Raw genomic sequence first — 12181 nt, forward strand, 5'->3', positions numbered from 1 at the left:
AGGGGACTATCACATGCCTATCGTTGAACACGGATTTCGCCGACTGCTGATGGCCGGCACCGCCAGCGCCTCGCTGGTCCTGTCGCTCGCTTCCGTGCCTATGGCCATGGCGCAGAACAGCGCGCCTGCCGTCGATGAAGCTGCCGAAGAAGCGGCTCCGGCGATCGTCGTCACCGGATCGCGCATCGACCGCAAGGGCTTCGAAGCGCCCACGCCGACCACCGTCATCGGCGAAACCGAACTGCGCCAGGGCGCCCGCCCCAGCATCGCGCAGGTTCTGAACGATCTGCCACAGTTCCGCGCGACCCAGTCGCCGGCCAGCACCGTCGCCAACACCAACTCTTCCTCGTCGGCGATGGACCTTCGCGGCCTGGGCGTCACGCGCACGCTGACCCTGCTCAACAACCGCCGGTTCACCGGATCGTCCGACCTTAACACCGTGCCGCAGGGCCTGGTGAAGCGGGTCGAAGTCGTCACCGGCGGCGCGAGCGCGGCCTGGGGTTCGGGCGCCATCGGCGGCGTCGTGAACATCATCCTGGACGACGATCTGGAAGGCCTGACCCTGGGTGCGCAGAACGGCATCTCGTCGCGCGGCGACGGCTATCGCTACAGTTTGGACGCCACCTTCGGCACCAAGTTCGCCGACGGTCGCGGCCACTTCATGATCGGCGGCGAATATCAGAAGGATGACGGCATCCTCGACCGCAATTCGCGCAAGAATGTCGGCAGTTCCAACCTCTTCTCGCCGACCACGGGCGACCATGACTATATTCTGGTGCGCGACGTCAATGCGTCCAACACCAGCCTGGGCGGCCTCATCAACGCGGGTTCGCTCAAGGGCCAGACCTTCAACACGGACGGCACGCTGCGCGCCTTCCAATATGGCAGCCAGATCAGCGGCACGACCATGGTGGGCGGCGAAGGCGTCGCCACCAACGACGAATATGCGCTGACCAACCCCTATCAGCGCGTCAACAGCTATGCCCGCGCCAGCTTCGAAGTGGGCGACGCCACTTTCTGGGCGGACGGCAGCTATAGCCGCATCTGGGCCAAATATCCCTTCTATGCGGAAAGCGGCACCTACACGCTGTCGGCGACCAACCCCTATCTGTCGCAGGCCATCCAGAGCCAGTTGGCCGCCGCCAAAGAAACCACCGTCAAGGTCGGCCGCGTGTTCGAGGATTATGGCTACCGCACCTTCGGCTATTATCGCCAGAATATCGAAGGCGCGATCGGCGTCGACGGCAGCTTCGCGGACGGCCAGTGGCGCTATTCGGCTTATTACAGCCATGGCGAAAACCGTAACATGCAGAGCTATGACAACCAGATCAACGGATCGAAGCTGACCAACGCGCTCGATGCGGTGACGGATGCGAACGGCAATATCGTCTGTCGGGTCACCCTGACCAACGCCAATTCGGGCTGCTCGCCGCTCAACATCCTGGGCACCGGCACCGCCAGCCAGGCCGCGATCGACTATGTGTTCGGCGATGTCGCCCGCGTCGTCTACACGACCAAGCTAGACACCACCGGCGCCAGCCTGCGTGGCGATCCCTTCTCGACCTGGGCCGGCCCGGTTTCGGTCGCCTTTGGCGCAGAAGCGCGCTGGGAGGAGCAGGTCACCAACAACCTCGACGCCGTTTCGGCCGCCAAGGGCTTCAGCCGTTTCAACTTCTCGCCGCTCGACGGCGGCTTCAACGTGCAGGAAGCCTTCGGCGAAGTGGCGGTCCCGCTGCTCGACCAGCCGTTCAGCAAGCTGGATATCAACGGCGCCGCCCGGTACAGCCACTATAGCACCAGCGGCGGCATCTGGTCGTGGAAGCTGGGCCTGACCGACCGCATCTTCGACACGCTGCTGATCCGCGCATCGCGCTCGCGCGACATCCGCTCGGGCAGCTTGGCCGAATTGTTCACCACCAGCACGACCAGCTTCACCACGGTCGCGGAAAATGGCAGCACTTATTCGATCACGCGCTATGGCGGCGGCAACGCGAACCTGAAGCCGGAAATCGGTAGCACGCTGACGCTGGGAGCGGTGTTCACCCCGACCTTCCTGCCCGGCTTCAACTTGTCGGTCGATTATTATGACATCAAGTTGAAGGACGCGATCACGTCGCTGGGCGCGCAGGACGTGGTCAGCGGTTGCGCCAGCGGCAATAGCGACCTGTGCAGCCAGATCGTCCGCGACGGCGCGGGTGCGCCCACGACCATCTACACCACCTATATCAACCTGGCCCAGTACAAGACCAGCGGCGTGGATGTCGAGGCGACCTACACCCTGCCGCTCAGCAAGGTCAGCAGCGGCATGAACGGCACGATGCGCATCCGCGGCCTTGCGACTTATGTCGACAAGGTGCTGATCAACGACGGCACGACCACGGTCGATCGCGCCGGCGACGTGGGCGATAATGTCAGCTTCGGCACGCCGCACTGGCGCGCCACCGGATCGCTCAACTACACCAACCAGGATGTGTCGATCGACGCCCGCGTCCGTTATGTCGGCGGCGGCAAGTTCAACCATGCGCTGGACATCGCCAACAACGACATCGCGGCGCGCGTCTATGTCGACCTGGGCGGCCAGGTGAATATCGACAAGTTCACCCTGTTCGCCAACGTCAACAATCTGTTCGATCGCGATCCGCCGCTGACCACCTACGGCGCGATTCACTATGACACGATCGGTCGCTATATGACGATCGGGGCGAAGGTTCGTCTCTGATCCAGGCGGGACGATGGCGGCGCCGGGTCGGCGCCGTCAGAAACGACTAAGGGGAATATAATGAAGCGGTTGGCGATGAAGGCGATGCTGGCGGGCGCGGCCCTGTCGCTGTCCGTGGGCGGTTTGGCGCAGTCCAGCGCCCCACTGCATTCCCCCGCCGACGCGCGGATATTGGCGACGATCAAGGCGCGTCCGGCGGTGAAGGCCGCGCTCGCCGCGCTGGAAAGCGAACATGACCAGTGGGTCGACACGATCGTCGCGCTCACCCAGATTCCTGCGCCCCCGTTCAAGGAGGGCGCCCGCGCCAAGGCCTATGCCGAACGGTTCAGGGCCGCCGGTCTGGCCGATGTGGAGATTGACGAGGTCGGCAATGTGCTGGGCCTGCGGCGCGGCACCGGCAAGCCGGGCGGCAAGCTGGTCGTCGTGTCCGCCCATCTGGACACCGTCTTCCCGGAGGGCACCGACGTCACCGTCCGGCGTGAGGGCAACATGCTGCACGCGCCGGGTGTGGGCGACGACGTGGCCGGCCTCGCCACACAGCTCAGCCTGATCAAGGCGCTGGCAGCCGGCAAGATCGCGACCCCGATGGACATTTTGTTCGTGGGCGATGTCGGCGAGGAAGGGCTGGGCGACCTGCGCGGGATCAAGCATCTGTTCCGCGAGGGGAAATATAAGGATCGCATCGCCGCTTTCTTTTCGATCGACGACGGGTCGGTCGACGGGCTGACCAATGGTGGCGTCGGCTCCAAACGCTATCGGCTGACCTTCAAGGGGCCGGGCGGCCACAGCTTCGGCGCTTTCGGGCTGGTCAATCCGCTGGCGGCCATGAGCCAGGCGATCGTCAATATCTACGGCATCGCCGTTCCCGCATCGCCCAAGACAACCTACAGCGCCAGCGTCGTCGGCGGCGGATCCTCGGTCAATGCGATCCCGAGCGAGGCGTGGCTGCAACTGGACATGCGGTCCGAAAGCGCGGCAGAGCTGGCCAAGCTGGAGCGGGCCGTGCTGGCGCAGGTCGACGCCGCGGTGGCGTTGGAGAACAAGGCGCGATCGACCAGGGACGGCGCCGTCAGCGTGGACAAGGTGCTGATCGGCGATCGCCCGGCGGGCATGACCGGTGCCGACACGGCGCTGGTTCGGCAAACCGCCGCGGCCTATGCGACCGAGGGCGTTGCGGCACGGCTGAGTTTCAGTTCAACCGACGCGAACGTGCCTATGAACCTGGGCATCCCCGCCATCACTATTTCGCGGGCGGCGACGGGCGGGCGCGGCCATTCCCTGGACGAATGGATCGATATCAGCCCGCGCGAATCCTTGAAGGTGAAGCGGATGGACTTGCTGGCCATCCTTGCCGCGGCGGGCTTGGGCTAGAGCATCGTGCGGAGAAGTGGGAACCGGTTTTTCGCTAAAAACGATGCGAAAACATAAAACTAGAGCGTGCGACTTGCGTCCGATCAAACGCAGCCCGCTCTAGGCGATCCAGATGGCGGCACCGACGCGCTTGCGTCGATCCAGGCGGGGGCGAGAGCAGCTGCATGACCGGCTTGCGCTTTTCGGACGCTCCGTGCGTCCGCTGTTCTCGATCCGGCGTCCGTAGATGCGGGCCTGCCCCCTTATCACTGGCGCATGGCGGGAATGCCGTGCCGACAGCTATTGCCTCCGCCGATCAGGTGACGCGCCAGACCCATAGCTGGATCGAGTTCGAGATAGCGTGCCCCCGAGCAGAGGAAGATGCTGCTGTTGAGCCATTCATAAGGGCCGTCGGGCGCGATGAATTCCGGAATGGTGCGAAAATAATAGCTCGTCGGATCGACAGGCTCTCCGCTCGCCAGCCGCGCCATGACATCGGCAGGCCCATGCCGCAGACCCTTGTTGCGGATCTGGATGATCGCGCCGTCGTCCGTTTGGATCGCATAGGTCGCGTCCGCGACCGTGACGCCGTCCGCACGCAGGAGCTGCCAGTCGCTGCCGCCGCCAAGGATATGGCCGCGGATGCGTGACCCCTCGACCCTGCCGGAGAGGATCGGTATGATCCGCCGCATACCATCGGGCGTCTGTCCGATCTGTATCGGATCGGCCAGTTTCGCATGCGCGGCATAGAGGAATTCCAGGCCCGGCCGCACGGCGTCCATGGGGGCGATATCTTCAGGCGACATAGTCATCGCTCCTTTTCAGACGATCCCGGTGCAACATTGCGGCTGCACGCAGGGGAAGCATGTGTGGGCAAGGCGCTGGCAGGACATCACATTCTGCTGCGCATCGAGGGGGAATACCATATCTGCGCGCGCCGGAAGGTCGGCGAACATGTGCCGGGTCAGGCGCTCATAATGGCTGACGAAGCGGGCCACGGCAGCGTCGTCCATGATCCCCGGCGCATCCGGCGCGATCGCGCGAAGCTTATGTTCCTGAACCAGCCGGTTGTTCAGGACATGGTCGAACGAGGGCGGCTGCAACATCACCAGATGATCGATAAGGGAAAACCATTGGGCATAGGATGTTTCAAGGGCATGGTTGACGTGGTGCCGCCAGATGCCGTCGGGGTCGTCCTGCGCCTCCAGCGCGTTGAGCGGCTGGATCAGGCTTGTGGCATCCTCCGGTCGCGCGCCCACGCACCAGCCTTCGAACAGCAGGATATCGACCTTGCCGGAATGACGCGTCCAGCCGGTCCGCGGCAATCGATCGTCCAGCGCCTTGCTGAAACGGGGGATCAGGACCTCCCGCCCGGCCGCCATATCCTCCAGCAGCGATATCCCGGCATCGACATCGTGCGTCCCCGGCACCCCGCGCGTCCGGAAGAGGGGATGGATGTCCTGCGCCATCTGCTCCCGCGCCTGCAACGGCAGGTAAAGATCATCGAGCGCGACGACCGTAGCCGACAGCCCATATTCGGGCAGCAACGACGCCTGAAGGAAGCGGCAGACCGTGGATTTCCCGCTGCCCTGCGCCCCGTTCATGCCGATGACCAGGGTGCGTCCGGCCGACCCATGCCATTGCGCGATTTGTCTTGCGAGGGGCCGCCACCAGCGATCGACAATCGCGGCATAGGATGGGGGCAACCGCTCGGCCGCGATAAGATCGTCGATGGCCGTCCCCATTACAGACTATCTCGGGGCACCCGCCCCTCCCTCCAGTCGTCGAGGTTGGCAAGGGCGCGCAGGCCCATCGCCTCCCGCGTCTCCCGCGTCGCGCTGCCCAGGTGGGGGAGGAGAACCGTGTTCGGCGCATCGCGCAGCCGTTGCGAGACATGGGGTTCGCCGGCGAAGACATCCAGACCCGCGCCACCGATCCGCCCGGTTTCCAGCGCGTCGATCAACGCGCTTTCGTCGACGACGTCGCCACGCGCGGTGTTGATCAATATGGCATGAGGCGCCATGTGCGCGAATATGCCCGCATCGATGATGTTGCGGGTTTCCGCGCCGCCCGGAATATGCAGCGATACGACGTCGCTGTGCGCGACCATGTCGGTCAGCGCCGGGACGTAGCGGGCGTCCAGGCGCCGCTCATCGTCCTGTGCGCCGGGTCGTCGCGAGAAATAGACGATGTTCATGCCAAAGCCGAAACGCGCGCGCTCCGCCATCGCCTGCGCGATCCGGCCAAAGCCCACCAGCCCCAGCGTCTTGCCGCGCAAACTGGTGCCGAGCAGATGGGTCGGCCGCCAGCCGGTCCATTGCCCGGCCCGCAATTCCCGTTCGCCTTCGCCTGCGCGGCGCGCCGTCATCAGCATCAGGGTGATGGCGATGTCCGCAGTCGCGTCCGTCAGCACGCCGGGCGTATTGGTCGCGATAAGTCCCGCCGTCCGCACCGCGGGAAGATCGATATGATCGACGCCGGCGCCGTAATTGGCGATGATCTGCACCCGGCGCCCCGCAACCCCCAATATGCCGGCATCCAGCCGGTCGGTGATGGTGGGGCAGAGCGCATCAAAGTCGCGCATCGCGGCCGCCAATTGCGCACTCGTCAGCGCAATGTCGTCATCGTTGAATGTCGCGTCATATCGTTCCGCGATCAGCGCCTGGACCCGGTCGGGCCATTTGCGCGTCACCAATATCCGGGGCTTGTCGGGCATCGTGACGGATCAGTTCTTTGGCGCCGACGCGGAAAAATAGGCCGTGAACGGATCGTCGGCATGTTCGGGCGGCTCGCCTTCGCGCACGGTCGTCCGGCGCATGTCGCGACGCTCCTTGTAGATGTCGAAATCGCCGCCCCGATGCATGGTCGCCAGATTGTCCCAGATGACGATATCGCCCGGTTCGTAGGATACGCCGAAAACATATTGCGGCTGAGTCGCGAATTCGATCAGATATTGGATAAGTGCACGGCCTTCCGCACGCGGCAGGCCCATGACATCCATCGCATGGCTGCCGATATAGATGGCGGTGCGTCCGGTCGCTTCCTGATGCATGACCATCGGCTGGCGCGCCTTGGGACGGCCGTCAATCTCCTCCTCCGTGATCGGAAAACCGGCGAGCAGGCGCGAATACCAGAGCGAATGTTCGGCTTGCAGCGTATCGACCTTCTCCCGGATATCGGCCGGCAGGTCTTCATAGGCCGAGCGCATGTCCGCGAAATAGGTGAGGCCGCCTTCCTTGGGCACTTCATAGGCGAGCAACAGCGAATAGGCCGAGCGCAGGTCCATGAAGGAGGAGTCGGTATGCCAGAGCCGGTCGCCCTTTTTGTGCAGCACCATATTTTCATCGACCAGTATCTCGCCCGTCGGGGTCAGGTTGCTGGCGTCGAATATCTCGGGCGTGTTCGGGTGGCGGCGGGGCCGGTTCTTCACCGCGGGCGCGGTTTCCAGATGGCCGAAATGGCGACTGAAGGCGATGTGGGCGGCGTTGTCAAAGCCGGTTCCGCGAATGACGCACACGCCCCATTGGTTCATCGCGTCCTTAATGGCGGTGAAATCGGCGTCGCTCAGCGGCTTGCCGACGTCGATGCCCGAAAGCTCGGCGCCGAAGCGCGGGGTGATGGGGGTCGCAGTTAAAGCCATGATGATATTTCCTGTTAGGGCCTCGTCGCCGCGGCTTGCGCCGGAAGGACGATGTTTTCGGTGGGAAGGGGATTGCGGGCGGCCCGGCGCTTGCCGACACGGGCGAGCAGGACGAGCGAAATGGCAGAGAGCAGCGGCGTGGCCGCCAGCAGGACGAACAGCAGGCGCGGCGGCATATTCATCGCCAGCAGATAGCCGCCCAGCAGCGGCGCGAAGATCGAGCCGATCTTCGCGACCGACGTCGCCCATCCCGCGCCATTGGCGCGGATCGCGCTGGGGTAGAAAATCCCTGCGATGGAATGCATGCCGAAATGCGTGCCGCTGATCATCGCCATGCTGAGCAGGGAGAAAGCGGCCAGCCCCTGTAGCGAGACGGGCGCCAGGCCCATGACCAGAAGCAGCGGCGCCGCCAGCATCGGATAGAAGGCGATGGCGATCGGACCCAGCCGGTCGGTGAAGCGCATGAGCGCCAGCCCCGCGAGCGAACCGCCGATCGAGCTGACCGACATGATCATGGCCGCCTGGGTCCGGGTGAAGCCGACATCTTCGAAGATGATCGGTCCCCAATTCGACTTGAAATAGACTGCCATCGAACTGCCGATATAGGCGAGCCAGAGCAGGGTGGTGATCGGGCGCAGGTCGCCTTTGAACAGGGTCGCGATGCGGAAGGTCTGCCCGGTCGAGGCCGTCGCTTCGTCGGTCACCACGAAATGATCCTGCGGCCTGGCGCCAAGCCCCGGCGCCAGCGCGTTCAGCGCTCTGGCGATTTTTTCGGGCGATCGCCCCTTCACCGCCAGGTAGCGGGCGGATTCCGGCAGCAGGGCGAAGAGAAGCGGGACGAGCAGCAGCGTCGCCACGCCCGACACCATGAATACCGATTGCCAGCCATAATGGGGGGCGAGCCAGACCGTCATCGGTCCGGCGACCACGCCGCCCAGCGTATAGCCCATCATGATGACGGTCACGACCGTCGCCCGATAGCGGCTGGGCACAAATTCGATGTTGAGCGCCCAGGCGAGCGGCATCAGCCCGCCCAGAGCCACGCCGTTCAGGAAGCGGAGAAGCAACAGCGCCTGCATATGCGGCGCGAGCGCCATGGCGATGCTGGTGGCCCCGAACGCCGCGACCGATGCGATGATGACCGGGCGCCGCCCATAAAGATCGCCCAGCCAGCCGAACGCGATCCCGCCCAGCATCGCGCCGAACACACCCGTGGCGAAGAGTTCGCCCAGGGAAATCACGTCCGCGCCGAACCCGTCGCGCAGATAGGGCGCGACGAAGGAGATGACGAGCATGTCGAAACCGTCGAGGAACGTGACCGCCCAGGATATCGCGATGAGACGGATGACGAACGCATTGATCCCCTGGCGCTCGATCACATCCGTCACCTCGATGACGACGGGGGGTGACGGATCGGTTGCGGTCATGCTCATCTCGGCTCCTCTCGATCCCGCGCCTTATGAACCGAAGTGGAAGCGGGCGCCGATCTTGAACGCACGACCGACCGGATCGAACAGGATCTGGTTGGTACCGCCCGATGGCCCGGGCATGGCGGGCGGATCGCGGTCGAGCAGGTTGTTCACCGTGGCGAACAGCTGGAAGGTCCGGCCGTTGCCGGCATCGACATTCACCCGCGCCGTCATGTCGAGGTAGAAGCGGCTCGGCACATTATTGTTGTCGACGCTGTTCGGCGCGGTCACGGCATAGCCGTCCTGATCCGGCCCGACGAAATTCGTCCAGTAAATCCCCGACGGAATGTAGCGGCCATGGCCAGTCAACTGGAATTTGCCGACCGTCCAGGTCAGCACGCCGTCCAGCACATAATCGGGCACGCCCGGTATCGTCCCGGTGCGGACGCCGGTCTGGCCGGCGCGATCCACCGCGCCCAGCGCGTCGACGGTCGTCAGTTCCTTGGTGATATTCGCGATCAGTTGCGCGTTCAATTCGCCCCACGATCCGAGCGGCTGACGATATTGGAATTCGATGTCATAGCCGCTGGTCTTGAGCGCATTGGAATTGAGGATGACGTCGCGCACCTGAAGAATCTGGTTATTGGCGTCGCGCGTGATCTGGCTGCAGAAATTGGTGGCCCCCTGGGCGCAGCGGTTGACCAGCGTCTGCGCCCCGAGGGCGCCGATCGCGTCGGCTACCTTGATGTTGTAATAATCGACCGACAGACGCAGGCGCTGGAGCAGGCCGTGGCGCGGCGCGATCACGAAGCCGCCGGTCCAGCTGTCCGCCTTTTCGACGGACAGGTCGGGATTTGCGCCTGTGATGACGAAGGGATTGGTCTGCAATCCGCCGTTCAGCGGGTCGGACAGGCCGATCGAGCGGAGCGTCTGCGGGCCGAACAGTTCGAAGATATTGGGCGCGCGAATATCGCGCGACCGGGTGCCGCGTAGCCGCACGCCTTCGACCGGCTCATAGACGAGGCCGGCTTTCCAGGTCGTCACCGATCCCGTCGTGCTGTAATGGGTGCGTCGGGCTGCGCCATTGAGATCAAGCGCATAACCGACCGCTGAATCGCGCAGCACCGGCACGGCGATCTCGCCAAAAACCTCCTTCACCGTGACGCCACCCGACAGGGCCGAGCCGTTGAGCGAATAGAAGCCGTTCGCCGCCGAGATCGGATCGGCGGTGCCGTCAACCGTATCCCGCCGATATTCTGCGCCGACCGCCACCGTCACAGGCCCCGCGGGCAGGTCGAACAGCTCGCCACGCAGGTCGATACCCGCCACATGCTGTTCGTTGACGGTATGTTGCAGGCCGTTGCCGGTGATGTAACCCACCGATGCCTGACTATATTGCCCCTCGCCGAACGGATTGAAGGGCACGCAGGCGGCATCATCGTTGCTGGCGATCGCGTCGGCATTGACGCGGCATATGGTCTGGCCACCGGACTGCACCGCGTCCACCGCCTTCAGGAGATTGGCTTGGTTGACGAGGTTGGTCGCGCGCTGGGTGAAATTGGTGCGACCATATTGGTAGAAGCCGTTCACCGTCCATTTGTCGCTCAGTTTCCCCTCGACGCCCAGCACGCCGCGATAGGTTTCCGTGGTCGATGTCGCGCGACCGGGACCAAGGTCGAACGCCGCCTTGCCCAGGATGAAGGAGGCGACGCCATTGGCGTCCATCGCCGACGCCACGGCGGCGGGAATGAAGGGATTGTCGCGCTTGATGCGACCCAGCAGCGTACCATTGAAGTCGCGGAAGATGGCGCCGTCGACCGTGCCCTTGACGCGCCCGTAGGAGACGTCGGCGGTCAGCGTCACATCGTCGGTCAGTTCCGCCGTCAGGGCGCCATAGGTGGAAACCCGTTCCAGCGGTACTTTGAGCCGCAGCGCGGAGATGAAGCCGTTACGCCCCTGTCCCTCGCCGCCGAGCATGAAGAGCGGGCCGACCAGCGTGCCATATTGGAATTGGCCCGGCGTGCCGTCGGCCAGGAACTTGGTGCCGCGCAGGGGGTCGGTCGCCGTCGTGCCGATCGCCTGACCCGCCGCATTATAGGACCGGTTGATCAAGCCGCCCGGCGTCATGGTCGATGTATTGACTCCGCCGATGATGAGGTTGGCGGGCAGGCCACCGGCGCCGGGCGTGTTGCCCAGGATCAGGGTCTGACTATCGCACCAGCTGCGGCTCGTGCAGGTGCCCAGGCCTTCCAGCTTTTCATATTCGACCGCGCCGATCACATGGACGCGATCGCCCAGGCTCATGCCGCCCGAAAGGCTGGCGAACAGATTGCCGTCATCGCCGCGCTGCGACATGCCGGCGGCAAATTCGCCGTCCAGCCCTTCCTTCTTCCGGTCGAGGACGAAGTTCACGACGCCCGCGACCGCATCCGAACCATAGGCGGCCGAAGCGCCCCCGGTCACGACATCGACCGTGCGCAGCAGGGAGGACGGGATGAGGTTGGTATCGACCGACCCCTGCACAGTGCTGGGCACGAAACGCTTGCCATCGACCAGGACGAGCGTGCGCTGCGGATCAAGTCCCCGCAGATCGAGCAGTCGCGCACCGATATTGCCGCCCAGATTGGCCTGGGCCGCCGGACCGCTCGATGCGCGGAAACTGGGTAGCTGGTTCAGCGCTTCGCCGACATTGGTGATACCCAGCGCATCCAGCCGTTCTGCGCCGATCGAGGTGACGGGTGTCGGTGCGTTGAAGTTGGAACCCAGCCGCGTACCCGTCACGACGATGTCCGTCACGGGCAGGTTGGCGGGGGTCGCGTCGGCGGCTTGGGCGGATTGCTGCGTGGCGGACGGTTCGGCCGTCACGGCTTCCTGCGCGGCTGCGCCGATCGGCAGGGCCGCCATCGCTACCCCGACAATGGCCAGGACGCTCGCATGTGCGCGCATGTGCTGGGTGCTCAATCGCATCGTCATTTCCCTCTCCTGGCCTTCTGCTGCGGCCTCTGCATAATTTATGTACCGTGATACATATATTGTCAACGCCCTCTTGCTATCGAGAAGACC

Annotated in this window: 8 protein-coding genes; 2 read left to right on the plus strand and 6 right to left on the minus strand. The window is 64.4% G+C overall.

What is annotated here, in order from left to right; translation table 11 throughout:
* Nucleotides 1-13 precede the first annotated feature (13 nt).
* Both ABT375_RS15085 and ABT375_RS15090 read left to right on the plus strand, forming a co-directional pair.
* Nucleotides 14-2719, plus strand: a complete 2706-nt coding sequence (locus ABT375_RS15085; protein WP_416463144.1) for a TonB-dependent receptor domain-containing protein — start codon at nucleotides 14-16, stop codon at nucleotides 2717-2719.
* A gap of 60 nt (nucleotides 2720-2779) precedes the next feature.
* A complete protein-coding gene (locus ABT375_RS15090) occupies nucleotides 2780-4090 on the plus strand; it encodes a M20/M25/M40 family metallo-hydrolase (protein WP_416463145.1) in 1311 nt (436 codons plus the stop codon).
* Between the two features lie 245 nt (nucleotides 4091-4335).
* Here the strand turns inward: ABT375_RS15090 and ABT375_RS15095 are convergent, their stop codons facing one another.
* From ABT375_RS15095 to ABT375_RS15120, 6 genes are read right to left on the minus strand one after another with little or no spacing between them, the layout of a single operon-like run.
* A complete protein-coding gene (locus tag ABT375_RS15095; RefSeq protein WP_416463147.1) occupies nucleotides 4336-4875 on the minus strand; it encodes a DUF3237 domain-containing protein in 540 nt (179 codons plus the stop codon).
* Between the two features lie 15 nt (nucleotides 4876-4890).
* Nucleotides 4891-5814, minus strand: a complete 924-nt coding sequence (locus ABT375_RS15100) for a kinase (protein WP_416463149.1) — start codon at nucleotides 5812-5814, stop codon at nucleotides 4891-4893.
* On the minus strand, nucleotides 5814-6785 hold the full coding sequence (locus ABT375_RS15105) for a 2-hydroxyacid dehydrogenase (RefSeq protein ID WP_416463150.1): 972 nt from the start codon (nucleotides 6783-6785) through the stop codon (nucleotides 5814-5816). Before ABT375_RS15105 ends, ABT375_RS15100 begins: the two co-directional genes overlap by 1 nt.
* Before the next feature lie 9 nt (nucleotides 6786-6794).
* Nucleotides 6795-7709, minus strand: coding sequence for a TauD/TfdA dioxygenase family protein (locus ABT375_RS15110; RefSeq protein ID WP_224547999.1), 915 nt, complete (start codon nucleotides 7707-7709; stop codon nucleotides 6795-6797).
* 14 nt (nucleotides 7710-7723) lie between these two features.
* Nucleotides 7724-9142 carry an MFS transporter gene (locus tag ABT375_RS15115; RefSeq protein WP_416463152.1) on the minus strand — a complete coding sequence of 473 codons (1419 nt, stop codon included), beginning with the start codon at nucleotides 9140-9142 and terminating at the stop codon, nucleotides 7724-7726.
* A gap of 24 nt (nucleotides 9143-9166) precedes the next feature.
* Nucleotides 9167-12091 carry a TonB-dependent receptor domain-containing protein gene (locus ABT375_RS15120; protein ID WP_416463154.1) on the minus strand — a complete coding sequence of 975 codons (2925 nt, stop codon included), beginning with the start codon at nucleotides 12089-12091 and terminating at the stop codon, nucleotides 9167-9169.
* Nucleotides 12092-12181: the final 90 nt, after the last annotated feature.

This window comes from Sphingomonas sp. VDB2 (assembly GCF_047946695.1).
In the GTDB taxonomy this organism is placed as follows: Bacteria; Pseudomonadota; Alphaproteobacteria; order Sphingomonadales; family Sphingomonadaceae; genus Sphingobium; species Sphingobium bisphenolicum.

Coding starts and splice junctions, on each gene's coding strand:
- ABT375_RS15100 (WP_416463149.1), bottom strand. CDS start 5,814: ATGGGGACGGCCATCGACGATCTTATCGCGGCCGAGCGGTTGCCCCCA.
- ABT375_RS15120 (WP_416463154.1), bottom strand. CDS start 12,091: ATGACGATGCGATTGAGCACCCAGCACATGCGCGCACATGCGAGCGTC.
- ABT375_RS15090 (WP_416463145.1), top strand. CDS start 2,780: ATGAAGCGGTTGGCGATGAAGGCGATGCTGGCGGGCGCGGCCCTGTCG.
- ABT375_RS15085 (WP_416463144.1), top strand. CDS start 14: ATGCCTATCGTTGAACACGGATTTCGCCGACTGCTGATGGCCGGCACC.
- ABT375_RS15105 (WP_416463150.1), bottom strand. CDS start 6,785: ATGCCCGACAAGCCCCGGATATTGGTGACGCGCAAATGGCCCGACCGG.
- ABT375_RS15110 (WP_224547999.1), bottom strand. CDS start 7,709: ATGGCTTTAACTGCGACCCCCATCACCCCGCGCTTCGGCGCCGAGCTT.
- ABT375_RS15115 (WP_416463152.1), bottom strand. CDS start 9,142: ATGAGCATGACCGCAACCGATCCGTCACCCCCCGTCGTCATCGAGGTG.
- ABT375_RS15095 (WP_416463147.1), bottom strand. CDS start 4,875: ATGTCGCCTGAAGATATCGCCCCCATGGACGCCGTGCGGCCGGGCCTG.